27 protein-coding genes are annotated in these 24,200 nt (G+C 44.5%); 11 read left to right on the plus strand and 16 right to left on the minus strand.

Features of this window, described 5'->3' with window-relative positions; genetic code table 11:
* Positions 1–50: 50 nt before the first annotated feature.
* From C3Y98_RS06490 to flgA, 3 genes are all read right to left on the minus strand, one after another.
* Complete coding sequence (locus C3Y98_RS06490; protein WP_135277383.1) at positions 51–524, minus strand: flagella synthesis protein FlgN; 474 nt, start codon at positions 522–524, stop codon at positions 51–53.
* A 7-nt stretch (positions 525–531) separates the two neighbouring features.
* Complete coding sequence (flgM, locus tag C3Y98_RS06495; protein ID WP_135277384.1) at positions 532–870, minus strand: flagellar biosynthesis anti-sigma factor FlgM; 339 nt, start codon at positions 868–870, stop codon at positions 532–534.
* 159 nt (positions 871–1,029) lie between these two features.
* Complete coding sequence (gene flgA, locus C3Y98_RS06500) at positions 1,030–1,764, minus strand: flagellar basal body P-ring formation chaperone FlgA (protein ID WP_245234332.1); 735 nt, start codon at positions 1,762–1,764, stop codon at positions 1,030–1,032.
* Positions 1,765–2,073: 309 nt separating this feature from the next.
* Between flgA and flgB the strand changes: the two genes are divergently transcribed.
* From flgB to flgL, 11 genes are all read left to right on the plus strand, one after another.
* Complete coding sequence (gene flgB, locus C3Y98_RS06505; protein WP_135277388.1) at positions 2,074–2,481, plus strand: flagellar basal body rod protein FlgB; 408 nt, start codon at positions 2,074–2,076, stop codon at positions 2,479–2,481.
* Between the two features lie 82 nt (positions 2,482–2,563).
* Positions 2,564–2,971, plus strand: coding sequence for a flagellar basal body rod protein FlgC (flgC, locus tag C3Y98_RS06510; RefSeq protein ID WP_135277390.1), 408 nt, complete (start codon positions 2,564–2,566; stop codon positions 2,969–2,971).
* Positions 2,972–3,029: 58 nt separating this feature from the next.
* Positions 3,030–3,704 (plus strand): flagellar hook assembly protein FlgD, encoded by a 675-nt coding sequence (locus C3Y98_RS06515; protein ID WP_135277392.1) that lies wholly within the window; start codon positions 3,030–3,032, stop codon positions 3,702–3,704.
* Positions 3,705–3,760: 56 nt separating this feature from the next.
* Complete coding sequence (gene flgE, locus C3Y98_RS06520) at positions 3,761–5,011, plus strand: flagellar hook protein FlgE (RefSeq protein ID WP_135277395.1); 1,251 nt, start codon at positions 3,761–3,763, stop codon at positions 5,009–5,011.
* A 27-nt stretch (positions 5,012–5,038) separates the two neighbouring features.
* Entirely contained in the window at positions 5,039–5,779 is a 741-nt protein-coding gene (gene flgF / locus C3Y98_RS06525; RefSeq protein WP_135277397.1) for a flagellar basal-body rod protein FlgF, read from the plus strand.
* 94 nt (positions 5,780–5,873) lie between these two features.
* Positions 5,874–6,656, plus strand: a complete 783-nt coding sequence (gene flgG, locus C3Y98_RS06530; protein ID WP_135277399.1) for a flagellar basal-body rod protein FlgG — start codon at positions 5,874–5,876, stop codon at positions 6,654–6,656.
* 120 nt (positions 6,657–6,776) lie between these two features.
* On the plus strand, positions 6,777–7,559 hold the full coding sequence (locus C3Y98_RS06535) for a flagellar basal body L-ring protein FlgH (RefSeq protein ID WP_135277401.1): 783 nt from the start codon (positions 6,777–6,779) through the stop codon (positions 7,557–7,559).
* Positions 7,560–7,677: 118 nt separating this feature from the next.
* Complete coding sequence (locus tag C3Y98_RS06540; RefSeq protein ID WP_245234333.1) at positions 7,678–8,739, plus strand: flagellar basal body P-ring protein FlgI; 1,062 nt, start codon at positions 7,678–7,680, stop codon at positions 8,737–8,739.
* A 12-nt stretch (positions 8,740–8,751) separates the two neighbouring features.
* A complete protein-coding gene (gene flgJ / locus C3Y98_RS06545) occupies positions 8,752–9,738 on the plus strand; it encodes a flagellar assembly peptidoglycan hydrolase FlgJ (protein WP_135277403.1) in 987 nt (328 codons plus the stop codon).
* 84 nt (positions 9,739–9,822) lie between these two features.
* The gene (flgK, locus tag C3Y98_RS06550) at positions 9,823–11,796 is read left to right on the plus strand and encodes a flagellar hook-associated protein FlgK (protein WP_135277405.1); all 1,974 of its coding nucleotides are present in this window, start codon (positions 9,823–9,825) and stop codon (positions 11,794–11,796) included.
* 21 nt (positions 11,797–11,817) lie between these two features.
* Positions 11,818–12,729, plus strand: coding sequence for a flagellar hook-associated protein FlgL (gene flgL, locus C3Y98_RS06555; RefSeq protein ID WP_135277407.1), 912 nt, complete (start codon positions 11,818–11,820; stop codon positions 12,727–12,729).
* Positions 12,730–12,848: 119 nt separating this feature from the next.
* Here flgL and fliR read toward each other — a convergent pair whose 3' ends face one another.
* The 13 genes from fliR to fliF form a co-directional block, all read right to left on the minus strand.
* On the minus strand, positions 12,849–13,640 hold the full coding sequence (gene fliR / locus C3Y98_RS06560) for a flagellar biosynthetic protein FliR (protein WP_135277409.1): 792 nt from the start codon (positions 13,638–13,640) through the stop codon (positions 12,849–12,851).
* A 28-nt stretch (positions 13,641–13,668) separates the two neighbouring features.
* Positions 13,669–13,938, minus strand: coding sequence for a flagellar biosynthesis protein FliQ (gene fliQ / locus C3Y98_RS06565; RefSeq protein ID WP_019898894.1), 270 nt, complete (start codon positions 13,936–13,938; stop codon positions 13,669–13,671).
* Positions 13,939–13,978: 40 nt separating this feature from the next.
* On the minus strand, positions 13,979–14,734 hold the full coding sequence (fliP, locus tag C3Y98_RS06570) for a flagellar type III secretion system pore protein FliP (protein ID WP_135277410.1): 756 nt from the start codon (positions 14,732–14,734) through the stop codon (positions 13,979–13,981).
* Entirely contained in the window at positions 14,727–15,197 is a 471-nt protein-coding gene (fliO, locus tag C3Y98_RS06575) for a flagellar biosynthetic protein FliO (protein WP_135277412.1), read from the minus strand. The genes fliP and fliO overlap by 8 nt, the downstream gene beginning before the upstream one ends.
* Positions 15,198–15,240: 43 nt before the next feature.
* Positions 15,241–15,714, minus strand: a complete 474-nt coding sequence (fliN, locus tag C3Y98_RS06580; protein ID WP_135277414.1) for a flagellar motor switch protein FliN — start codon at positions 15,712–15,714, stop codon at positions 15,241–15,243.
* Entirely contained in the window at positions 15,704–16,708 is a 1,005-nt protein-coding gene (gene fliM / locus C3Y98_RS06585; protein ID WP_135277416.1) for a flagellar motor switch protein FliM, read from the minus strand. Before fliM ends, fliN begins: the two co-directional genes overlap by 11 nt.
* A gap of 19 nt (positions 16,709–16,727) precedes the next feature.
* A complete protein-coding gene (fliL, locus tag C3Y98_RS06590; protein ID WP_135277418.1) occupies positions 16,728–17,219 on the minus strand; it encodes a flagellar basal body-associated protein FliL in 492 nt (163 codons plus the stop codon).
* 163 nt (positions 17,220–17,382) lie between these two features.
* Positions 17,383–18,684 carry a flagellar hook-length control protein FliK gene (locus tag C3Y98_RS06595; protein ID WP_135277420.1) on the minus strand — a complete coding sequence of 434 codons (1,302 nt, stop codon included), beginning with the start codon at positions 18,682–18,684 and terminating at the stop codon, positions 17,383–17,385.
* A gap of 108 nt (positions 18,685–18,792) precedes the next feature.
* Complete coding sequence (fliJ, locus tag C3Y98_RS06600) at positions 18,793–19,239, minus strand: flagellar export protein FliJ (protein WP_135277422.1); 447 nt, start codon at positions 19,237–19,239, stop codon at positions 18,793–18,795.
* Positions 19,240–19,281: 42 nt separating this feature from the next.
* Positions 19,282–20,730: a flagellar protein export ATPase FliI gene (fliI, locus tag C3Y98_RS06605; protein ID WP_135277423.1), complete on the minus strand. Its 1,449-nt coding sequence runs from the start codon at positions 20,728–20,730 to the stop codon at positions 19,282–19,284.
* Positions 20,727–21,398, minus strand: coding sequence for a flagellar assembly protein FliH (locus C3Y98_RS06610; RefSeq protein WP_135277425.1), 672 nt, complete (start codon positions 21,396–21,398; stop codon positions 20,727–20,729). Before C3Y98_RS06610 ends, fliI begins: the two co-directional genes overlap by 4 nt.
* An 11-nt stretch (positions 21,399–21,409) precedes the next feature.
* Complete coding sequence (gene fliG, locus C3Y98_RS06615) at positions 21,410–22,408, minus strand: flagellar motor switch protein FliG (RefSeq protein ID WP_135277427.1); 999 nt, start codon at positions 22,406–22,408, stop codon at positions 21,410–21,412.
* A gap of 6 nt (positions 22,409–22,414) precedes the next feature.
* The gene (gene fliF / locus C3Y98_RS06620) at positions 22,415–24,058 is read right to left on the minus strand and encodes a flagellar basal-body MS-ring/collar protein FliF (RefSeq protein ID WP_135277429.1); all 1,644 of its coding nucleotides are present in this window, start codon (positions 24,056–24,058) and stop codon (positions 22,415–22,417) included.
* Positions 24,059–24,200: the final 142 nt, after the last annotated feature.

Consider the following 24,200-nt stretch of genomic DNA (forward strand, 5'->3'; position numbering starts at 1 on the left):
AACATCAAGCCAATTTGAAACAAAGCGTGGATGTGAAGTAGGTGTAAAAACTATACGATTAAACCAGAACGGGAAGGTCCCTTAGATTTAGCTTGGCCATCAGGTCCATAAACTGAATTTGCATCATTATTACCCTGCAGATGATTCAGTAGCTCCTGATTACGGTTAAAGTGCTTACTAATCAATACACCATTTAACCGATTAAGCTCTTTAGCTTGAGCAAGAGACTTTTGAAAGTTAACCCAAGCAGTCGTAATCTCTTTTTTGGCTTGCTTTTCCACCCAAGCAGTCATGCCAGACTCATTAGATTGAAAACCATGCACTTGCAATAACTGATAGCGGGCTTTTGCAGCTAAATTTAAGCGCTGCAACAGTAATGATTTTTCTTCCAAAATAGCTTCGATTGCGGCCACATCTGCTTTTACCAGATGCGATTGTTCACGCTCCAACAGAGCAATCAACTCGGCTACCAGCTGAGTATCTTGTGTGAAGGTAACTGGCTGGCTGGAAGATGTGTTCACCATAATCTTGTTAAGCGAAACGGCTTGTGAGTAAATCTTTTACAGTTTCAATCAGGCCTTCAGCCACTTTTTCTGAATTCACAGAAAACTGACCACCAGCGATTGCTGATTTAATTGCATCCACTTTTTCAGCATCGTACACATTACTTGCTTTTACTTTAGTTTCTAAAGTTTGTAATTTAGCTGATAGTGGTGATAACGTCACATTACCTGAAGAACTCTCGTTTGATGGTGACTTTCCAGTTTTTTGCTTAGCATCGGCCTCAACCTTTGCAGCATTCGCTTTTTCGATACTGGCCTTATCAAGACCTAGCCCAGCAGCGTTCTTAATTGTCTCATTGATTTTCATGGCATTTCATCCTTTTTGCTAACCTGCTTAAATGCATATACACGCACCCTTAATGCAAATATCGGCATAGTTTAAGCGAACTTTAGCCTTTTACCTAAAATAAAACAATGTTTATGCATAATTAAAAACGAGCAACTCGCCACCGCCAATAATAACCAGTTAAAACACGACCTCAACTTGACCACCTTGGCGCGCAATGCCGCTAACCACCTGCCCACTAGCCACTTTAACTTGCACAACCTGACCTTCATTTGCCTTAGCCATTGCTTTACCTTCAGCAGAAACGCGGAAGCCTTTACCCGAAGAGGTAATCATCACAGTTTGCCCTTGTTGAACGACCGGTGAAACCTTGAGCATCTCTTGCCTGAGCACCGTGCCAGCACTCATTGATATATTCACAATACGCCCTTGTGCTTGCGCAACATCAGTAAAGATGCCAGCAGGCAGTTGCGTTAAATCTCCAGTCTGAAACAGCAAGTCTTCAGCTGTTACTACCCTGCCCTGCGCCAGCGGCAGCGCCGCAACCAGATATTGGGCTACAACATTAACCGTAGCCTGCGCATAGATTGTCCATGCACTGGGGGTACTACAGCGAATACCAACACTGGTTTTACCCCAAGGTCGACTGCCGGAAGGTAAAAAAACTTGAACATCCTGGCATTGTGCTAATTTCAAATTCGGATCAATGGCACCAGCCTGCACCGTAACTTTGCCAGGGTAACCGACTGTTTGCGTTTGCAAAAACTCAACCACCTTTGCATTTAATAACGATAAATCTTGCTTAGGGTATTGTTTATTTAATGCTGCTTGGTTTGTGGCCGCGTGCAATGTCTGGCTTGCACCAAACACCAAAGCAGTGAGCACCACCAGACAATTTAACAGAGCATTTCTCATGCACACTTTCAAACTTAAATTTGCAAAGAATTGCAACGGTAAATGATACTTAACATTAGGCATACTGAATTCCTATGCAGCATACAAAGATTCAACATGCATTCTACGTACGCAGCTATCTAGCAAAACCAAGAAAAGGGCAATAAATACCCTTCTTCTTACTCAATCAAAGTGAGTGCTTAATCATTAAAATTGTTTACAAGTATGTTATCGGCAATAAAAGTATTTTCTTTTGTTTTTAGGCTTTTAATTAATTTAGATTTTATTGAAGAAAAGCCATCAACTTAAGCAGCTACCAAGGAAACAATCATGATTAATAAATTTGATGCGGCTTTAAGCTTTCACCAAAATGCACTTAGAGTGCGTGGTCAGCGTCAGGAACTGATTGCCGCAAATATTGCCAATGCAGATACGCCTAATTACAAAGCACGTGATTTAGACTTTGGCGCCGCGATGAAAAATGCAATGGCGGGCGTAGCAAACAAAGAAGCATTCAATACAAACAAAACCTCAGATAAACATCTGGATGGCATTCCGTCCAGCATTGGCGGCGGTGCAATGTTTAGACCGATTATTCAAGGCAGTGTCGATGGCAATACCGTAGATATGGATGTGGAACGCAATCAATTTGCAGATAACGCGATTCGCTACGAAGCGAGTATTATCATGATTAATGGGCAGCTCAAAAAAATGCTCGCAGCGATTCAGGGGCAGTAAACACTGCGTTTAGCACCAATTTAAAGCGCACCAAGCTTAGTTAAGCAAATGGTTGATACGGTAAAAGTTTAAGGGGAAGTCGATGTCATTATTCAATGTGTTTAATATTTCTGGTTCAGCAATGAGCGCGCAAGCACAACGCTTAAACACCGTAGCCAGTAATCTTGCAAATGCAGATAGCGCAACTAGCGCCAATGGCACTCCTTATAAATCAAAACAAGTCGTTTTTAGCGCAATGCCTAGTAAATCTCCCGATGTGAGCGGCGTTAAGGTAACAAAAGTAGTTGAAGACAACTCTGCGCCAAGAATGCTGTATGACCCTAAACACCCATTAGCCAATGACAAAGGCTATGTAAGCATGCCAAATGTTAATGTTACTGAAGAAATGGTAAATATGATTTCTGCTTCACGTGCTTACCAAAACAACGTAGAAACCATGAACGCAACAAAAACGATGTTGATGAAAACGCTGACTATCGGCCAAGGTTAACCATTCAATCATTGAATAAAACCGAAGCCCCAAAAGCACATCAAACTAGGAGCCTTAAATGACAACAGTAAACACGACCAATACCGCATCACAAGCCCTGTTAGATGCTGTAAACAACAAGCAGAGCGCGACAACAACATCGGTGAACGATGCTCAAGATCGCTTTATGAAGCTGCTTGTTACCCAGATGAGAAACCAAGATCCGCTTAACCCAATGGACAATGCACAAGTAACCAGCCAAATGGCGCAGCTTTCAACCGTTACTGGCATTGATAAATTAAACAACACATTGGAAACATTAATCAGCAACGTGCAACTAGGGCAGTCATACCAAGCTTCCAGCATGATAGGCCGCAGCATACTTACCCCAGGCAATACAATTCAAACTGCTGGTGAAGGTGGTTATTTTGGCGTGGAATTACCTATCGGCGCGGACAAAGTAAAGGTAAATATTAAAGACAGCGCAGGTGCCACAGTCAGAACCATTGAGTTAGGTAAACAAGATGCAGGCACAATACCGCTAACATGGGATGGCTTTAAGGATGATGGCACCGTTGCAGCAACCGGTAATTATAAGTTTGAAGTAAGCGCAACCATAGGCACCAATACAGCCGAATCTACCGCTTTAAGTTTTGCAAAAGTATTAAGCATTTCCAACTACCCAACAGGCGTTAAGCTGAATTTGAGCAACTTAATGACGGTTGATACCAGCGCAGTAAAAGAAATTTTTTAAGCTCAACACATATTTAAGTGTTAGCAAATAAATAATTTAGCTCCAAGGAGAATAGCATGAGTTTTCAACAAGGTTTAAGCGGTCTTAACGCAGCATCTAAACAGTTAGAAGTGATTGGCAACAACGTATCAAATGCAAACACTGTAGGCTTTAAACAGTCTAGAGCGGAATTTGCCGATGTTTTTGCGAACTCAATTACCGGTGGTGGCGGAAGCCAGATTGGTATTGGGACCAACTTAGCTACCGTAGCTCAGCAATTCACACAGGGCAACATTACTTCCACTAACAACTCTTTAGATATTGCGATTAATGGCAATGGCTTTTTCCGCATGTCATCAAACGGCGCTGTTACCTATACGCGTAACGGGCAGTTTCAATTAGATAAATTTGGCTATATTGTAGATTCTGCCAGCAAACGCTTGACTGGTTACGCAGCAGATACTAACGGCAACATCTTAAGCGGTGCAGCGGTTGACTTACAAATCAATACTGCAGACATTCAACCGGTGGCAACTACTGAGATTGAAGGCACAATCAACCTTGACTCCAGAAACAACCCAATGCCTGCTGTACCCGCATTTGACCCAACCGATCCGACTACCTACAACAACTCAACCGCAGTAACGGTTTACGATAGCTTAGGCAACTCACATACACTACAGAATTTCTTCCGTAAAACAGCTGCCAATACTTGGAATGTTTACACAACGGTGGATGGCGTATCAACGCCAGCACTACCGGCAACTACAGCAGTAATGACCTTTACAGGCACTGGCGTTGCGCCAACCATTGTACCGGCACTACCTTCAGTCACGTTTACGCCACTAAACACCGCAACACCCCCAGTTGCTAACGGTGCGGCTAACGTTACCACGACAATCGACTACTCCAAGAGCACACAGTTCGGCTCTGCATTTAGCATTAACGCTTTATCACAAGATGGCTTCACCTCAGGCCGCCTATCTGGCTTTAATACTTCCAGCGATGGCACTATCGTTGGTCGATACAGCAATGGTCAATCTAAAAACCTAGGCCGTGTTGTGTTGTCTAGTTTTACCAACCCAAATGGTTTGCAATCATTAGGCGGTAACGCGTGGGCAGTCAGCGCAAGCTCTGGCCCAGCATTAACAGGCGCTCCAGGCAGTGGCTTATTAGGTGTATTGCAATCATCTGCGGTAGAGGACTCTAACGTGGATTTAACTGCCGAACTTGTGAATATGATTACAGCACAACGTGTTTACCAGGCCAATGCACAGACCATTAAAACGCAGGATCAGGTCTTACAAACGCTAGTAAACCTTCGTTAATAGTTAGCAGCTAAAGGGAGCACCACAATGGATCGCATGATATACACCGCAATGACAGGTGCGAAACATATCCTAGAGAAACAGGCAACAACCAGCCACAATCTGGCCAATGCCACGTCTACTGGCTTTAAATCACAGATAGACTCGTTCCGGGCTGTGCCCGTGCTGGGAGAAGGCTTACCCACACGTGCTTTTGTGGTGGACTCAACCAGCGGCAGCGACTTTAACTCAGGTGCGATTCAATCAACTAATCGCAGCCTAGATATTGCAGTAAAAGGCGATGGCTGGCTGACGGTGCAACGTGCGGATGGCTCAGAAGCATACACACGTAACGGCTCACTAAAAACCAGCCCTAATGGCTTGCTACAAACAGCGAATGGACTCACCATCATGGGCGACGGTGGGCCAATCACTATCCCACCTGATGTAGCGGTGAGTATTGGTAAAGATGGTACCGTTTCTACAGTGAACAACCTAACGCTACCCGGCCCTTCAAATATTATTGGCCGCATCAAACTAGTTAACCCACCGCAGGCAAACTTGGTACGGGCTGACGATGGTTTATTTACCGCCAAAGACGGAAAACCAGCTACGGCAGACGCAAACGTCAGCGTAGTACAAGGTGCGTTAGAAAGCAGCAACGTGAATGTAGTAGATGCCATGGTCACGATGATTAGTTTGGCCAGACAATTTGAAACGCAAATGAAATTGATTCAAACCGCTGAGAATAACGCTAATAAAGCAAGTCAACTCCTGCAATTGACTTAACAGCATATCGGTTATGATGAAATTATTGTAACAATCTATCAGTACACTTTAGGCAAAAACAGTTAACTATTGACTGTGATTAAAGGGAAATAAAATGATACGCTCACTATGGATATCTAAAACTGGTCTAGATGCTCAACAGACGCAAATGGACGTGATCTCAAACAACTTAGCCAACGTAAGCACTAATGGCTTTAAAAGATCACGCGCTGTGTTTGAAGATTTGCTCTATCAAACCATCAGACAGCCTGGTGCACAAACATCCCAACAAACACAGTTGCCTTCTGGTCTGCAATTAGGCACAGGCGTTAGACCAGTCGCTACTGAACGTATTTTTACACAAGGTAATTTGCAGCAAACCGGCAATGATAAAGACGTAGCCATCCAAGGTGCTGGTTTCTTTCAGGTTTTACTGCCAGATGGCACAACGGCTTACACAAGAGACGGCGCGTTTCAAGTGGACTTTCAAGGCCAATTGGTGACTTCTAGCGGCTTCTCTGTACAACCGCCAATTACCGTACCAACGAATGCACAAACGCTGACAATTGGCCGTGATGGTACCGTGTCAGTCACATTAGCCGGCTCTACAGCTGTGACGCAAATTGGTCAATTACAACTATCAACCTTTATCAATCCGGCCGGTTTACAAGGTAACGGTGAAAATTTATACGTTGAAACGGCCGCATCTGGCACCGCCAACGCAAACACCCCAGGTACAAACGGCGCAGGTTTACTTACACAAGGTTTTGTGGAGACATCAAACGTTAACGTAGTGGAAGAGTTGGTAAATATGATTCAAACTCAACGCGCCTACGAAATTAACAGTAAAGCAATTACGACATCTGACCAAATGTTGCAGAAACTAACACAGATGTAAGCTTAAACTGGTGATAAAATTAAGGGATAACCTAACAAACTTTAAAAAAGCATATATACAAACCAACACATACAAAGATGCATTTTTAAGGTTTTATTGTCAGAACATCAAGAGGCAATCATGCTGAATACCACGCAAGGTAAATTGCTAAATACGACAATCAAACCGGTAGTGAATACAAAAACACACCTAGTGACTGTAAACAGAAAATTTAGCCGTAGTCTAGCTGCAGTATTTGCAGCCACCCTACTCTACGGTTGCGCAGTAACGCCCACCTCTATCGTCAACCAGCCAACAACAGCAAGAGCACCATCAATCGGCAATGTCACTAATAACAATGGTGGCATATATAACGCCGCATCGTATCGCCCGATGTTTGAAGATCACCGCCCACGCTTTATCGGCGATATTGTAACGATCAATATTACAGAAAATACTTCTGCCACCAAGGCAAATGGCAGCTCTGGGAGTAAAGAAGGCTCTGTCAGCTTTGATACCAATGCAAAACTCGGAGATAACATCCCAGTGGTTGGCGGCTTGGTATCAAGACTACCATTTGCAAAACTTGGCTCTGCGTCAGCTAGCTCTGACAACTCCTATACTGACGATGCCGCCGCTAATGCAAAAAATGTATTCAGCGGCTCATTAACCACAACAGTCGTTGATGTGTTACCAAACGGCAACTTGGTGGTGAGCGGAGAAAAACAAGTTGCGCTGGATAAAGGGACTGAGTTCATTCGGTTCTCTGGTGTAGTTAACCCAGACACGATATCCTTAGGCAATACAGTGCCTTCGACAAAAGTTGCAGATGCACGAATAGAATATAGAACCAACACCAAAATTGATGGCGCGGCGGTTGCATCGATATTTGCTCGCTTTTTCTTAAGCGTGAGCCCATGGTAGAAATCATATGGCACAACTATCCAACATGAATGTTTCAACAATACAGATCCAGCGTTTTCAGAAAATCGTTAAGCGCTTAATGCTGCCCTGCATCCTGCTAATCAGCTCAACGCTCTGCATGACAACAACTACCCTTGCGCATGCAGAGCGACTCAAAGACCTTGCCTCTATTCAGGGCGTGCGTACCAACCAGCTTATCGGTTACGGCTTAGTGGTTGGTTTGGATGGCACTGGTGACCAAACCGTACAAACACCATTTACAGTACAAAGCATTATTAGCATGATGCAACAAATGGGCGTAAATTTACCGCCCGGCACATCATTACAGCTTAAGAACGTAGCTGCAGTGATAGTCACCAGCAGCTTACCTGCCTTCGCGCAACCAGGACAAAATCTAGACGTTACAGTGTCATCTATGGGTAACGCAAAAAGCCTCAGGGGCGGCACACTGCTGATGACACCACTCAAAGGTGCAGATGGCCAAGTGTACGCAATGGCGCAAGGTAGCTTGGTTGTGGGCGGTGTTGGCGCATCGGCCAATGGCGCACAAACCCAAGTCAATCACTTGAGTGTAGGTAGGATTACTGCAGGTGCAACCGTTGAACGTGCGGTACCATCGAATATCAGCCAAAACAACACATTTAACTTAGAGTTAAAAGACTCAGACTTTTCTACAGCATCGTTAGTGGTTGACGCTGTAAACCGCCAATTTGGTCAAAATACTGCACTTGCACAAAATGGTCGCGTGATTCAAATTAACCCGCCGGCCAATTATAGCCGTGTTGCATTTTTAGCGGCTCTGGAGAGCTTAAACGTAGCGCCAGCAGCAAGCTATGCAAAAGTCATTGTCAACGCGCGCACAGGTTCAGTGGTAATGAACCAGACAGTGACACTTGAAAGCTGCGCAGTATCGCATGGCAATTTAACTGTTACGATTAATACAGACCCTGTAATCAGCCAGCCAGGAGCATTGGCGAGTGGCCAAACTGTTGCAACGGCGCGTTCAGAAATCGACATTAAGAAAGACCCAGGACAAGTAGTTAAACTAGACAGCGGTGCCAATCTCTCTGATGTGGTGAAAGCGCTAAACGCTATTGGCGCAACACCACAAGACTTGCTTGCGATATTACAGGCAATGAAAGCGGCTGGCTCACTACGTGCTGAGCTGGAAGTCATTTAACACCAGCAAGCCATGACCAACAACATTAATACTAATAATAGCAGCATCACCAACAAAGCAGATTTGTCGGGTAATCTTGCCATTGATGCAAACAGCCTTAATAACCTGAAACAGGCAGCAAAAGAAAACTCACCTGAAGCAATCAAGGGCGTAGCTAAGCAATTTGAAGCTATTTTCATGAACATGATGCTAAAAAGCATGCGTGATGCAACACCGCAAGATGGTTTGTTAGATAACGACCAAAGCCGCACGTTTATCAGCATGTTAGACCAGCAGCTGACGAGCAACCTCTCATCTAAAGGCCTGGGCTTAGCGGACGTGCTGGCAAGGCAATTGAGCAAAAATGGCTACGGTACAAACAGTACGCTTGAACAGGCAGTGGATAACAATACAACCGCTACAGATAAACAATCTGGACTGAATGAAAACTTAATCGGCAATCCATTTCTCAATCAAGCCCAAATTGCACTGCAACAAAATGCTAGCCGTTTAGGTCGAACCACTAAAGATGCTTCTGATTTTAAACCACTCAATGACGACAGTAGCGCTGACAGTTTCCAACGAAAAATGGCACAACATGCCGAAGCTGCAAGCCGTGTCACTGGTATCCCTGCAAATTTAATGCTGGGTCAAGCCGCGCTAGAAAGTGGATGGGGGAAGCGTGAGCTTAGAGGTGCCGATGGCACTGCAAGTAACAACCTATTTGGCATTAAAGCCACTGGCAACTGGGGTGGTAAGGTGGTTGAAGCGGTAACTACAGAATACGTGAATGGCATTAAACAAAAGCGCATCGAGAAATTTCGCGCATATGATAGCTACGCAGACTCATTTAAAGATTTTGCTAACCTAATGCGCAATACTCCGCGCTATGAAAACGTAATGGCTAACTTGGATAACGTACAAGGCTACGCAAAAGCTATGCAAAAAGCAGGATACGCGACTGATCCAAATTATGCAGAAAAACTCACAAACGTGATTAAAAAAGTGTCATCATCATAAAAAGTAATCACCTTCCATGGCCTAAAGTTTTAACATTTGATGCCGTCATACAATATATGAAATTAGTTAAAGTGAGTCGCTACCATGGCCTCTAACATCTTAAATATCGGAAAAAGTGCACTTGCTGCGGCGCAGGTTGGCATCAGCACGACTGGTCACAATATCGCTAATGCTTCGACACCTGGCTACTCAAGACAAGTCGTTGTGCAAGCTGCGGCGCAATCACAAAACTTCGGATATGGTTTTGTTGGTCAAGGGACTGAAATTGCCTCAGTCACCAGGATTTTTAATGATATATTAGCGGCTCAAGCCGTGCGCAGTCAGTCAAATAGCTCAAGCGCTAATACTTACTTGTCACAAATGACATCTATCAACGATATGTTGTCAAACTCAACCGCTGGCCTTAACCCGGCAATGAGTGATTTTTTTGGCGCGGTACAAAAATTAAGTGCGAATCCGAGTGACATTCCTACTCGCCAGTCCATGCTGTCATATGCACAATCCCTTGCGAGTCGTTTTCAGACCACCAATAATCGCTTAAATGAAATCCGCGATAGCGTAAACACACAACTTACCTCTAGCGTAAGCCTTGTTAATACCTATGCAACACAAATTGCTGGGCTAAACGATGTCATTGAGAAAGCCGTCAGTGCAAACGGCAGCACGCCTAACGACTTAATGGACCAAAGAGATCAGCTTGTATTAGAACTAAGCAAGCAAATCAAAACTACCGTCGTGTCTCAAGGGCAAGGTGGCTATAACGTATACGTAGGTAACGGCTTGCCGTTGGTTGTGGGTAAAGAAACCTTTAACATACTGACAACCCCTTCACCTACCGATCCTAGCCGCCTTGAGGTTGCATACCAATCTAACAATAAAACAACTGTTCTAGGCACCAATAGTTTGCCGGGCGGCGTTATCGGCGGCTTATTGCAATTCCGCGCTGAATCCTTAGATCCAGTACAAAATCAAATAGGTCAGATTGCAGTAGTGTTGGGAGATACTTTCAACTCACAACTGATGCAGGGTTTTGACTTAGACGGTAACCTTGGGTCAGCGCTGTTTAGCATCCCTGACCCCTTGGTCAACTCCAATGCATACAACTCAGGTCCTACCACAACGCCAGCAAATGCAACTCCAGCAGAAGTAGCTGCTAAGATAGTGGATGCAAAGGCGCTGACCACAAGCGACTACAAGCTACAATATGACGGCACTAGCTACAATGTAACAAGGTTAAGCGACAACACAACACAAAGCTTTAGCAGCCTGCCTGCAAATATAGACGGCTTAACGATTAGCCAGACTTCAGGCGCTATGTTGGCTGGCGATAACTTTTTAATCAAACCGACGCAAAATGCTGCAACCAAAATTACACTAGCAATTACAGATGCAAGAAAGCTTGCTGTTGGCGGTAGCATACTCAGCTCAACTGCCAATGTCGCCAATACAGGCTCAGCCAGCATTAGTACCCCAGTTGCTAGCAGCACATATGCATCAAGCCCGATCGCCAGTCCATTTAATCTAACTTATAATGCCGGCGCACCGAATACACTGACGGGCTTTATTGCGACCGAACCAGTGACGGTCACTTCTAACGGAACATCTGTCACCTATGCAGCAGGCGCGCCTGTAACGTTTATTAACGGCGCAACCATCACTACTGCTGGTGTAAGTTTTGTGATTTCAGGAACGCCAAGCAATGGTGACCAATTTACAATCACACCAGGCAGTGTTACTGGCCCTAGTGACAATACTAATGGCTTATTGCTAGCCAAGTTACAAAATGCTGACACCATTACCGGCAACAAGAGTTATTCAGACGCTTTCGGCCAGATGGTCAATGGCGTAGGTAATAAGACGCGAGAGCTTAATATATTAAGCGTATCAGAGGGGCAAGTGCTGGAGCAAATCAATGCCTCAGTTCAGTCTGAGTCTGGCGTGAATCTGGACGAAGAGGCAACCAATCTGATACGTTACCAGCAAGCATATCAAGCTGCAGGGAAAATGATGCAAATTGCGAGTCAACTATTTGATGTGCTATTGCAGCTTGGCACCTAGTCAATAGCTTAAGGAGTTACCATGCGAATCAGCACCAATACTATCTATCAATCCGGTATTTCAAAAATATCGAACTTGCAGTCAGAGCAAACTAAACTGATGCAACAAATATCTACTGGGCAACGCATTGCCTCACCTTCAGATGACCCTGTGGGTGCAGCAAGAGCATTAGAGATTGCACACGCTAAAAGCATCAACTCAAAATTTGCAGATACCAGACAAACCGCACAGCTCAAACTCAACACGCTGGAGTCAAACCTCACCAGCGTAACAAACATGATGATTTCAATACAATCATCACTCGTTTCAGCAGGCAATGCCACCTACTCTGACTTGGAGCGAGGCTTTATTGCGGCAGATTTGAAAACAACACTAGATGGCTTGGTTGGCCTAGCAAACACAAAAGACGCTTCAGGCAATTATTTATATGCTGGGTTTCAAACTGACACAGCGCCATTTGTTGCCAATGCCACTGGCGCTGCATACGTAGGTGATAGCAATAATCAATTGCTGCAAGTGGACGCAGAGCGACAAATGGTAGTAAACGCCACAGGAGATGATGTATTTAAAGCTGGTGGTAATGATGTGTTTGCCACCCTACAGAACTTGATTACCTTATTGAATACACCGCTAACACCTGCAAACCAAGCTGCCTTTAGCACCGGTATTGCCACTGGTCTTAGTAGCATGCGACAAGGTCTAGATAATGTGCTCACAGTACGTGCCAGCATTGGCTCCAGACTGAACGAGCTAGACCAACTAGACATTTCTGGTAGTGATTTAGACTTACAATACAGCAAGTCATTATCTGAAATTCAAGACTTGGATTATGCAGCAGCGTTGTCGGATTTATCTAAAAACCAGACAATTATGGAAGCTGCACAAAAGTCATTTGTAGCAACAACTAGTTTATCTTTATTCAACTTTATTTAAGTTAAACTTAAATAGTCACTGCTCATTTAAGGCCTATGTATTAGGCTTTAAATGGGCTTCATGCTGTACCACTATCAGCTAAAGCACTTGCCAACGCTATAGAGTAACGTCACTATTGTTTATTTGTTCTCAGTATGTTTCGGCACAGCGACTTGCATCATATTCTCTGTACCTTGCTCAATAAATTTCACGATAGGCTGCAACATACTGGTCAGTGATAATGCCACCACCACAAAACCCATGCTTAACGTGATTGGGAACCCTATCCCAAACAAATTAAGCTGCGGTGCTGTTCGCGTTAATATACCTAATGCCATGTTAGTAATCAGCAAGGCGCATACAGCAGGTAATGCCAGCATTAGACCTGCACTGAAAATAGTGCTACCCCAAGACGCGATTTGCATGAAATCAATGCCCAATCCACCTAGTGTTATTGGCATGGTGATAAAGCTTTGAGCCATCGCTGTCACAATAATCAAATGCCCATCTAAACTCAGAAAAATAAGCATCGCAAGCAACACTAAAAGCTGATTCAGGGCAGTTGACTGGCCATTTGTTTGCGGATCAAAAAACTGGGCAAAACCTAAGCCCATGGTTAAGCCGATTAATTGGCCAGCTAGGTCTACTGCAGAAAATACCATGCGCATACTAAAGCCGATGGCTAGCCCGATAATCACCTGCTGAACTAGAACCAGTAAGCCATCTAGCGAGAAAACTTCGAACTTAGGTATAGCTGGAATGGTAGGAGCAATAATAATGGTGAGCAGAACACCTAAACCCAGTTTAACGCGATTAGGGATGGTACTGTGGCTATAAATCGGCACAATTGCGATAACAGCCAAAATACGGGTAAGCGGCCATAATAAATTGATGACCCACGTTTGTAGAAACTCACCACTGAATGTAATCATGATTTAAAGCGATGGCTGCCTGACAGCATCAGTTGGCCATGGCCGGTATACTCGTAAATACCAAGTGCATATAGTCAACCATCGTGCTGAGCATCCATGGGCCAGCAAACATCAGTGCAACAAACACACCCACGAGTTTAGGGATGAAAGACAGGGTTTGTTCATTAATCTGGGTTGCCGCCTGAAAGATACTGACTAACAAGCCTATTGCAAGCACAGTAAGCAATATAGGCGCAGCAATCATTAATGTGATGCCCATTGCATCTCTACCTAACGTCATTACGCTTTCTGGCGTCATTAGATACTCCCTACTTTATCTATATTTTGAACCAACACGACTAATAAAAACTTTCCACTAGTGAGCCGAGTATTAACTGCCATCCGTCCACCAGTACAAATAGCATCAGCTTAAATGGCAGTGCCACAATTGCAGGAGATACCATCATCATCCCCATAGACATCAACACGCTTGCGACCACCATATCGATAATTAAAAATGGAATAAATATGGCAAAACCGATTTGAAAAGCTGTTTTTAGCTCACTAGTAACAAATGCCGGCACTAACACCTTAAGCGGTACTTGATCAGGAGTTTCAATTTTTTCGACCTCTGCCATTTTTACAAACAAGGCAAGATCGCCCTCTCGTGTTTGTTTAAGCATAAACTCTTTAAGTGGTGCAACGCCTTTATCCATTGCCTCCTGCATTGAAATTTGATTTTCAGACAATGGCTTATAAGCATCAACATAAATCTTATCAATCACTGGTGACATCACAAAAAAGGTGAGGAATAAGGCAAGACCGATCATCACCTGATTAGGCGGGACGGATTGGGTACCCAAGGCCTGACGTAACAGCGAAAGAACAATGATAATACGTGTAAAACCTGTCATCATTAACACAATGGCGGGTAAGAATGTGAGCGATGTGAGTAGGATTAAAGTCTGTAAACTTAATGTGTAGTCTTGCCCGCCACCAGCACTTGGCGTTGCATTCACTAACGGTAAAGCATTTGCGGCTAATACTGAAAATGGTAATAACACCAAGCCTAAAAAAAACAAACCCTTTAACCAGACAGCCCAACTTTTAACCATTAGTTTTCTCAGTAAATTTACTTGCAGAATTCTTTAAAATTTTTCCAAACGATGAGGCAAGCATCTCTGTAGGGCTAGCCTGTGCAGTGGCGTTAATATTGGCACCATCGGTTTTTACGCCATTGGTAGTAACGCCTTTTTCTAAATTAGCAATGGCACTTACATGCCCGGGTGCCACCCCCACTACCAGCCATCGATCATTAACCTCAAGCACCACCACACGCTCACGCGTGCCTACACTGGCACTACCCACAACATGAATTGTGGACTGATGGTGGCCAATACCTGGCAACATGCGCTTCACAATGTACGCAACCCCCGCCATCACGCCTAATACTAATATAAGTCCTAGCATCATTTTAAGCAGACCACCAGTCGGCGAAGCATGAGCTACCGGCTCGGCCGCGTACGCTATACTTGAGACCCAATAAAGCATAGGGATAAATGATAATTTAAACTTCATTGGATTCAGCAGTTTCTTTGGTTGGTAATTTAATAAAAGTCTATTACCGATTAATTTTTCGTATGCGTTCCGCAGGCGTAATGATATCTGTTAAACGAATACCAAATTTGTCATTCACTACAACCACCTCGCCTTGCGCAATTAAACAGCCATTTACTAACACATCCATAGGCTCACCAGCCATACCATCTAACTCAACAACTGAACCTTGAGCTAGTTGTAGCAAGTTCTTAATCGCAATTTTGGTACGTCCCAGTTCCACGGTGAGCTGTACCGGAATATCCAAAATAAAGTCGATATCGTTTTGTGTTTCGTGCAATTTATTCTTCGCTGTAAATTCTGTAAATACTTGAGCCTTCTCAGCTTTATCAGCCTGCAGTGCTGAAGCTTGCTCGTTCATTGCATCGCCCCAGTCATCTGCCGCACTCTCAGATGATGCCTGCTCTGCCATTGCCGCGCCCCAATCATCCTCAGCGATGCTGTCTGTACCGCTCTCATCCACTGGATCAGTCGCCATAAGGTTCTCCTTTAATATATTCTGTAGAGTTTGATCTCAAAAGTTTTTCAACGCGCAATGCATATTGCCCGTTAAATAATCCGTACTTACAAAGCATGACAGGCACACCATCTACTTTAGCCTCGATGGAATCCTCCATACTAATTGGGATCACATCCCCGACTTTCATATTGAGCACTTCGCCCAAACGCATATCTGTTGTGGCTAAATCTGCAACAATTTCAATTTCCGCAGCCTGTACTTGTTGAGTCATGAGCTTAACCCAACGCTTATCGGCACCAAGCACCTCGCCTTGTAATGGGGAGGTTAATAAGTCACGAATAGGCTCAACCATAGAATATGGCATGCAAAAATGAATTTCACCACTTGCAGGGCCTAGCTCTACATTGAAGGTAGTGACCACAACCACCTCATTGGGCGTAGCAATGTTGGCAAACTGGGTATTCATTTCTGAACGTAAATACTCAAACTCTATGGGATATACTGGCTCCCACGATTTTGCATATGTTTCAAAAACGATAGCCAAAATACGTTGGATAATCCGCTGTTCAGTTTGGGTAAAATCTCGGCCCTCTACACGCGTGTGAAATCTACCATCACCGCCAAACATATTATCAACAACCAAAAAAACTAAGGTTGGGTCAAACACCATTAGCGCAGTACCGCGTAATGGTTTCATTTGCACAAGGTTTAGATTGGTAGGTACGACTAAATTACGAATAAAGTCACTATATTTGGTAATACGTACAGGGCCAACAGAGACTTCTACTGTTCGCCTTAAAAAGTTAAATAGCTCAATACGCACAAGACGAGCGAATCGCTCGTTAATAATCTCTAGCGTAGGCATACGCCCACGCACGATACGCTCCTGCGTGGCTAGGTTATAGTCTCGAACACCTTCGGTTTCGGAAGCGGCCTTATCGTCGTCCTGGTCTCCTCCCACACCCTTTAACAGTGCATCAACTTCGTCTTGTGATAAAAACTTATCGGCCATAATTTAAATTTAGTCTAGATTACTGAACCACAAAGGAAGTAAAAAATACGTCTAAGACCTCTTGCGGCTTAGCGTTAGGAGCAAAAGGTTTTTTAACCTCTGCAATAATTTCATTACTTAAATCCTGCTTACCTTCAACAGTAGATATCTCTGCGGCACTTTTACTGGTTAACAACAACAGTAAGCGGTTTTTAACTGCCGGCATGTGTAATTTAATTGCCTCAGCAGCTTCGGCACTGGCAACCTGCAGTGAAATGTCTACTTGCAAGAATTTCTCATCTGGATCTGGCTGTAAATTAACGGTGAATGTATCCAAAGTTAAAAAAACAGGTGCTTTTGCTGGCTCTTCTTTTTTTACTTCTTCTTTTTTTGCATGTGATTTTTGTTGGGTAAAAAACCATGCCGCACCACCGCCACCTAGCGCTAGAACAACTGCTGCAATGATAATGATAAGCTTTTTCTTGGAGGCTGGAGCCGCTTCTTCTGGTGCTTGTACTGGATCTTGAGCCATGAACTTTTCCTTTAATTTAACTTAGGTTGCATATTATGCAATCATAGCCATATTATGGCTACATTATGCAAAAAAATTAAACTACAAGATACAGGAATTAAAGGTGAAAAAACGTTTTAGATTGTTATTTAGCTGAATACAGCGGTGATGGCAGATGTTCGCCTTAAGCAAAGGTATCAACCAACCCATCTGATACACGCACAGTCACTTTGGCATGATTGTCATTTTCTATAACGTTTGTATGCGTTTGATTTTTTGCGCCGTCAAATCGTCTGCCCTGAGCAGCCTGCTGGAACTCTTGCTGCGATTGTTGACTAGTACTTACATTGGCTTGCCCCAACTGAATACCTGACTCACTCATTTTGTCACGCAAGTGTGCCATACCACTCTCAAGCGCCTTCCTTACCTCATCATTGTCCGAGATAAATGTGGTATCTGCCTGATCGTTATGTACACTAATCACAACTTTTAATGGGCCTAAATCTGGTGGATTTAATGTAAGCGAAGCTGACTGCTGGCCGGCGCCTAGCATCCATACAACTTTTTGACTAATGGCTTGATCCCATCCGGTCTTACCTGGGTAAACATTAATGACATTCGCACTTGCCAGTTGCTGTGCCGCAACATTGTTGTTATTTTGAGAAGAGTTAGTGGCTGCAGCCTGCACCTGCACAGCGTTAGGCGCTGCATCCTTTGCTAACAAATCTTTAGCCGATAAATCTTTTGCTGCATTGGCAATGGCTTTACCAAAGGTAGACTCTTCCGCAGTGGCTTTTATATCGGGCTTCGCTGTCAGTACATCCGCCAAACTTTCGCCTTGCGGCTTAGCGCTAATATCGGCAGCAGGCTGCTCTGATTGCCCCTGAGTTGATGCGGCCACATTATTAAATGCAGCCATCAGATTCTTTTGCTGCATGGCTGCATCTGTGCTGCTCAATGCAGCACCGCCAGTTTCTGCCGGCGGTGATAACTGGGTACTATTTGCAACATTTTGCAAACCCTGCGCTGCGGGAATACCTAATGACGAGATCAACTCACTGACAATTGTCTCTTTATTTTCAGCGCCAGTAGGCACCGTAGCTGGTGACTGATTTTTAGCATCACCCAAGGCAACTTGGTTTGCCATATCACGCGCGGCATCAAGCTGCTTATTTAAATCGGCTAAAAAAGAAGCATCTGGCGATAAATTGTTTGTATCTTTATTTGCCTGAACAGCTTGATCAACCTCAGACGAATCTTTTGCAGGTGAGCTTTGCTGCGCCGAGTTTTTTACAGATTCGGCATTTTTATCCTGCTTGGTTTGAGTCTGTGTTTGTTTAGCTTTAACCTGCTTATTTAGCTCCGCCTGAAAAGTTGCTTTAGCATTTTCTGCTGATGACTTATTTGCAGGCGAACCATTTTTGCTCGCGACATCAGCCAAATTAAGCGCTTTTGTTTGCGTGACTGGTACTGGTAATGACTGCATAATAATTCACCCATTAGATAATAATTACATATTAAACTTAAGCATCATGATTCAATTCATGGATATGAGCACTAAATCATCGCCAGTTCTACAAATTTAACGCCAAACTTATCGCTTGGTACGCGTCATTCTTGTTGCAAACTCATCCATCAATTTTTGATCTCTTTTTTGCTCGACTTTGGCGATTCGCTTATCGGAGCGTGTAATCAACACATCATAAGACAGCTTTTTGCGCTGGCTTTCTTGCCACAATGTACGGTGCACCTTTACTTGCTGCTGCGCAATCAGCACCACATCCCTCTGCCCCGCGATAGCATGATCAAGTTTTTTAAAGAAGTTTTGGAAATTTTGATACGCCTCTGCCGTCATGCCTTTAGTAAGGTTGGCTGCCAAATTATCTTGGTAGCCTTTACGATATTCCAGCAACATATCGTACTTTCCCTGCGCCTCATCTGCAGCCTTCATGGCTTTGGCTAACGCTTCCGTGGCCAACTCAACTTCTTTGGCTGCAATTTCTTCTAACATTTTCAACACGTTGCTAGATTTTGTGGTCATAAGGGGCTCCTAGTAATACTCGCTTAGGGTCATGTCTAACAATCAAGCCAATGGAACGCCATGCATTACTGCTGCTAAAAACTGCAAACTCTCTTCCCAATCAGAACGCTCCGCAACATCTTGCTGCAAAAGCCTCTCTATTAACTCATGTTTAGAAATTGCCATATCCAGTACCGCATCACTCCCTGCTTCATAAGCACCTACGTTAATTAAATCCACACTACGCGCATAACGTGAGTTTAGCTGCTTTAATTTACGGGCTAATTTCTGATGTTCAGGACTAGTAATATTATGCATTGCACGACTGATTGATTGCTCAACATCAATCGCAGGATAATGCCCACTTTCTGCCAAACTACGGCTTAATACAATATGACCATCTAAAATGGCGCGTGCAGCATCCGCAATGGGGTCTTGCTGATCATCACCTTCAGTCAGCACCGTATAAAACGCGGTAATCGAACCCTCTCCTCTGCGGCCATTGCCAGCACGCTCAACTAATGCCGGTAACTTAGCAAATACTGAAGGTGGATAACCTTTAGTTGCAGGTGGCTCACCAATCGCCAGTGCAATCTCACGCTGCGCCATTGCATATCGTGTTAGTGAGTCCATAATCAGCAATACGTTTTTACCTTCGTTACGGAAGCTTTCCGCAATGGTAGTTGCATAGCTCGCACCCTGTAAGCGCATCAAAGCTGGGGCATCCGCAGGCGCCGCCACCACCACCGAGCGAGCAAGACCTTCAGGCCCCAAAATCTGCTCAATAAACTCCTGGACCTCACGTCCACGCTCACCAATCAAGCCCACAACAATCACATCAGCCGTGGTATAGCGCGCCATCATGCCGAGCAGCACACTTTTACCAACACCAGACCCTGCAAAAAGCCCCATGCGCTGACCGCGTCCAACCGTCAACATACTATTGATGGCACGAACGCCCACATCTAGAACATCCTCTATAGGAGCACGCATTAATGGATTCATCGGTCGCGCATTTAACGCAGAACTTTGACTTGAGTTAATTTCCCCCAAATCATCTAACGGATTACCGGCTCCATCTACCACTCTACCTAGCAGATCAGCACCTACCGGCAAATGCCGCGCTCTATCTGTGGCACGACGACGCGGTGGCTGACCATGATGCGGCTTGGGCAGGCTCTCGGCGATTTCCAATGCAAACACCTTTGCGCCAGGCGTAATGCCATCTACACTGCTTTGTGGCATTAACAACATACGCTCACCGTCGAAACCAACCACCTCAGCTTCCACTCGCCTGCCTTCTGCCAATGGAACATAGCAAGCACTGCCAATTGGCAATTTAATGCCTACCGCCTCCATTACAAGCCCTGTAAGCTTAACGATACGCCCAGCAATCTCCAGCGGCTCAACAATACGCAGAATTTCTTTACAATCTCGAATATGGTTACGCCAACGCTGCTGATGCACATTTAAGTGCTTACTATCATCAAGCTCTAGCACACCATCACTCATGGCAATAACCAATCATTATTTTGTGCCAATGCCTCGGTAATTCTTTTCCACCGTGTAGCATTAGTCGCATCTACCTGATTTGCACCTGTCTCAACCAAGCAGCCACCACGCTCTATACTGCTATCTTCATGTATTTGCCAGTGATCATTGGCAATCTCGTCTGCCATATGTGCCCGCAATAAGTGCATATCATCATGGTGAACTAAAATTCTAGCTGGTCGCTGAATTTGCGGTAGATAATGAATTGCATCCAATACAACGGGCAGTAAAACTTTTTCATCTACGTTCAACTTAATCTTGAGCATGGATTTTGCAATATCCAGCGCCAAAGAAAGTACATCCTCAGCAATTTGCTCGTCAGAGCTTTCCAGCGCGTGACTAAATGCATTCATGAGCGTTAAAAACTGCTCTCTTTCAGCCTGTGCCAACTCTTTAGCCTGAGCCATTCCTGCTGCGAAGCCCTCTTGCATGCCTTTATTGTAGGCATCTTTACGAGTTGCTTCAAAAACCAACGCTATATCTGCAGCATTAGCCGATGGCACTTCCTTCTTCTTAGGCTGACCACCTGCAATCATCCCTCTGCCGCGATGATCAAGGTCTGAGAATGAAGCCATTTCCCAGCGCTCATAAGCACTCTGCTGCTCTTTAGGTATATTGCTATTAGCCATTCGAGGCTGCCTTATACATATTGATCATCACCACCTTTACCCGCCAACTGAATTTGCCCCTCATCGGCGAGCCTACGCACAATTTGCAGTATTTGTTTTTGCTGCGCCTCTACCTCTGAAAGTTTGACAGGTCCTTTTGATTCCAAATCTTCACGCATCATTTCAGCAGCACGAGATGACATGTTTTTAAATATTTTCTCTCGCATTTCTTCGGTAGTCCCTTTAAGCGCAATAATGAGCGTCTCGGACTGCACCTCTCTCAACATAACCTGAATACCCTTATCGTCTATATCCATGATGTTATCAAACACGAACATCTCATCCATAATGCGCTGAGCCATCTCATCATCATAATTCTTAAGGCCTTCCAGCACGACAGCCTCAGTTTCGCCATTCATGAAGTTCATGATATTGGCGGCAACCTTCACGCCACCCATGGTTTGTTTCTTAATATTCTCGTTGCCTGTTAGCAACTTTGTCATCACGTCGTTCAGTTCGCGTAGTGCAACTGGCTTCACACCATCGAGCGTTGCAATGCGAAGCATCACATCTTGACGTAATCGATCAGTAAAATGACCAAAAATCTCAGCCACTTGGTCTGGCTCTAAATGCACTAATATTGTGGCAATAATCTGTGGATGTTCATTCTTGATAAACTCTGCCACAGTATGTGCGTCCATCCATTTCAAACTCTCAATACCACTAGCATCTCGCGTCTGCAGAATACGGTTCAGTAAACTAGAGGCTTTGTCGTCACCGAGCGCCTTCGTTAATACAGAACGAATATACTCATCAGAATCCAAGCCTAAGTTACTACTCATCTCAGCCTCGGCAAGAAACTCACTCACCACAGTTTCCACTTGCTCACGACCTACAGACTTTAAGGTTGCCATGGCGGCACCTAACTTTTGCACTTCTTTAGGACTAAGAAACTTCATTACTTCTGCCGCTTCATCCTCTCCTAAAGCCAGCATTAGCACCGCACTTCTCATTACACCTGCATCACTCATCGTTTATTACTCGTTTCCATTGGTCCAGTTAGCCACTACACTCGCTACCATTCTAGGGTTATCTTTTGCGATCTGCTTTGCAGTTTCTATTTTTTGAGTATAGGCCGGTTTTTCAGCCGCATTACTACCATCCGCACTAATATTTACTACCGCATCAGGCGCCTCGCCCTGATTGGCAGCAGTTTTAGGCGGTGTGGTTAATTTACTTAATAACGGTTTTAAAACTTTGCGGTAAATAACAAATAGTGCGATTACACCAACCAAAAAGCGCAGCACATCTTTCACATTCTCAATCACACGTGGGTTCTCCCAAAGCGGAATTGCAGGCAATACTTCCTGTGGCTCACCTGCAAATGGCGTATTTACAATGGCAAGTGAATCTCCGCGCTCTTTATTAAAGCCCATCGCCTGCATTGCAAGGTCATTAATCTGCGTTTTTTCTGCCGCAGTTAAAGCCCTGTAGCTCACCTTACCCGTTTTCTTATCCACCACAGGCATGTTATTAACAACCACAGCAACGTTCAAGCGCTTAACGCCACCCATCGGCTGCTGTCTATAACTCACTGTTTTGTCCACTTCGTAGTTAGTAGTAAGGTTTTTCTCAGTGTTAGTTGGCGGTGCGTTATTGACCGGCTGACCGTTAGCATCAGCATTAGTAGCTTCTGTTGTAATTGGTGCGGTAGCGGCTGGTGGCGGCTGATTAGAAAGCGCGCCAGGAACTCCTGCAGCCTCGCCATTAGCAGATTTAGTTTCATTACTTTGCATACTGCGGACAGCCGCAGCATCCGGCTGCTGATTTGGCTTATAAGTCTCAGCCGCTTGCTCTTGAACAGAAAAATCAATTTCAGCACTCGCTTCCGCACGCACATTCTTAGCACCAACAATTGGGCTAATAATTGACTCAACTCGCTTCACGATGCTTTGCTGAATCTCTTCAACATATTTTAGCTGCTCTGGGTCTAAGTTCTTTGCACCCATTTTTTTAGTTGTATCTGAAAGTAAGTTACCATTTTGATCAACCACGGTAACGTTTGTTGTAGGTAAATTAGGGACACTGCTAGCAACCAAATGCACGACAGCACTCACTTGCTGCGCGTCTAACGTTCTACCAGGACGCAGATTTAGCAATACAGAAGCAGTAGGTTTTTGCTGATCGCGAACAAACACGGATGGCTTAGGTATTGCCAGATGAATCCTTGCGACATCTACTGCCGCGATAGATTGAATGCTGCGCTCAAGCTCTCCTTCCAGACCGCGCTGAAAATTCACCTGTTCAACGAACTGTGACACACCGAATTTTTGATTCTCCAACAACTCAAAACCGATATTGCCACCTTTAGGCAAGCCGTCTGCAGCCAACTTCAACCGCACTTGATGCACTTGCGCCGCAGGCACCATAATTGCCGTACCACTATCAGAAAATTTATAAGGCACATTCAATTTTTCTAGCGCAGCAACAATAGCCCCGCCGTCTTTATCAGAGTAATTGGAGAACAACACCCGATAATCTGGCTGCTGACTCCACAACCAAAACACGACCATCACAGCAACGACTGCAGCAATCCCTGCCACTAAGAGCAATTTACCCCCCATCTGGGCGAACACACCAGTATTACCTTCACTCGCCAGGGCGGCGTCAGCTGCTGCCATTTAATTTCTCCATTAGACTTCTAAACACATTATTACAAATCAATACGGTTTAACCACTAGTTAACCCATATTATGCCAATTCCATATTACATCTAACCCACGAATAGAGTGATTTTACTCTTCTTATTTACCAACTTGGTAT

Source organism: Methylotenera oryzisoli, from assembly GCF_004661485.1.
Lineage (GTDB): Bacteria > Pseudomonadota > Gammaproteobacteria > Burkholderiales > Methylophilaceae > Methylotenera > Methylotenera oryzisoli.

Excerpts from the sequence above, each read along its gene's own strand:
- flgG (WP_135277399.1), top strand. The coding sequence starts at position 5,874 with ATGATACGCTCACTATGGATATCTAAAACTGGTCTAGATGCTCAACAG.
- C3Y98_RS06540 (WP_245234333.1), top strand. The coding sequence starts at position 7,678 with ATGACAACAACTACCCTTGCGCATGCAGAGCGACTCAAAGACCTTGCC.
- flgK (WP_135277405.1), top strand. The coding sequence starts at position 9,823 with ATGGCCTCTAACATCTTAAATATCGGAAAAAGTGCACTTGCTGCGGCG.
- fliF (WP_135277429.1), bottom strand. The coding sequence starts at position 24,058 with ATGGCAGCAGCTGACGCCGCCCTGGCGAGTGAAGGTAATACTGGTGTG.
- C3Y98_RS06610 (WP_135277425.1), bottom strand. The coding sequence starts at position 21,398 with ATGGCTAATAGCAATATACCTAAAGAGCAGCAGAGTGCTTATGAGCGC.
- fliN (WP_135277414.1), bottom strand. The coding sequence starts at position 15,714 with ATGGCGACTGATCCAGTGGATGAGAGCGGTACAGACAGCATCGCTGAG.
- C3Y98_RS06535 (WP_135277401.1), top strand. The coding sequence starts at position 6,777 with ATGCTGAATACCACGCAAGGTAAATTGCTAAATACGACAATCAAACCG.
- fliO (WP_135277412.1), bottom strand. The coding sequence starts at position 15,197 with ATGAAGTTTAAATTATCATTTATCCCTATGCTTTATTGGGTCTCAAGT.
- fliI (WP_135277423.1), bottom strand. The coding sequence starts at position 20,730 with ATGAGTGATGGTGTGCTAGAGCTTGATGATAGTAAGCACTTAAATGTG.
- fliG (WP_135277427.1), bottom strand. The coding sequence starts at position 22,408 with ATGAGTGATGCAGGTGTAATGAGAAGTGCGGTGCTAATGCTGGCTTTA.
- C3Y98_RS06515 (WP_135277392.1), top strand. The coding sequence starts at position 3,030 with ATGACAACAGTAAACACGACCAATACCGCATCACAAGCCCTGTTAGAT.
- flgC (WP_135277390.1), top strand. The coding sequence starts at position 2,564 with ATGTCATTATTCAATGTGTTTAATATTTCTGGTTCAGCAATGAGCGCG.
- fliR (WP_135277409.1), bottom strand. The coding sequence starts at position 13,640 with ATGATTACATTCAGTGGTGAGTTTCTACAAACGTGGGTCATCAATTTA.
- flgA (WP_245234332.1), bottom strand. The coding sequence starts at position 1,764 with ATGAGAAATGCTCTGTTAAATTGTCTGGTGGTGCTCACTGCTTTGGTG.
- flgE (WP_135277395.1), top strand. The coding sequence starts at position 3,761 with ATGAGTTTTCAACAAGGTTTAAGCGGTCTTAACGCAGCATCTAAACAG.
- fliJ (WP_135277422.1), bottom strand. The coding sequence starts at position 19,239 with ATGACCACAAAATCTAGCAACGTGTTGAAAATGTTAGAAGAAATTGCA.
- C3Y98_RS06490 (WP_135277383.1), bottom strand. The coding sequence starts at position 524 with ATGGTGAACACATCTTCCAGCCAGCCAGTTACCTTCACACAAGATACT.
- fliP (WP_135277410.1), bottom strand. The coding sequence starts at position 14,734 with ATGGTTAAAAGTTGGGCTGTCTGGTTAAAGGGTTTGTTTTTTTTAGGC.
- flgL (WP_135277407.1), top strand. The coding sequence starts at position 11,818 with ATGCGAATCAGCACCAATACTATCTATCAATCCGGTATTTCAAAAATA.
- flgJ (WP_135277403.1), top strand. The coding sequence starts at position 8,752 with ATGACCAACAACATTAATACTAATAATAGCAGCATCACCAACAAAGCA.
- fliL (WP_135277418.1), bottom strand. The coding sequence starts at position 17,219 with ATGGCTCAAGATCCAGTACAAGCACCAGAAGAAGCGGCTCCAGCCTCC.
- C3Y98_RS06595 (WP_135277420.1), bottom strand. The coding sequence starts at position 18,684 with ATGCAGTCATTACCAGTACCAGTCACGCAAACAAAAGCGCTTAATTTG.
- fliQ (WP_019898894.1), bottom strand. The coding sequence starts at position 13,938 with ATGACGCCAGAAAGCGTAATGACGTTAGGTAGAGATGCAATGGGCATC.
- flgF (WP_135277397.1), top strand. The coding sequence starts at position 5,039 with ATGGATCGCATGATATACACCGCAATGACAGGTGCGAAACATATCCTA.
- flgM (WP_135277384.1), bottom strand. The coding sequence starts at position 870 with ATGAAAATCAATGAGACAATTAAGAACGCTGCTGGGCTAGGTCTTGAT.
- fliM (WP_135277416.1), bottom strand. The coding sequence starts at position 16,708 with ATGGCCGATAAGTTTTTATCACAAGACGAAGTTGATGCACTGTTAAAG.
- flgB (WP_135277388.1), top strand. The coding sequence starts at position 2,074 with ATGATTAATAAATTTGATGCGGCTTTAAGCTTTCACCAAAATGCACTT.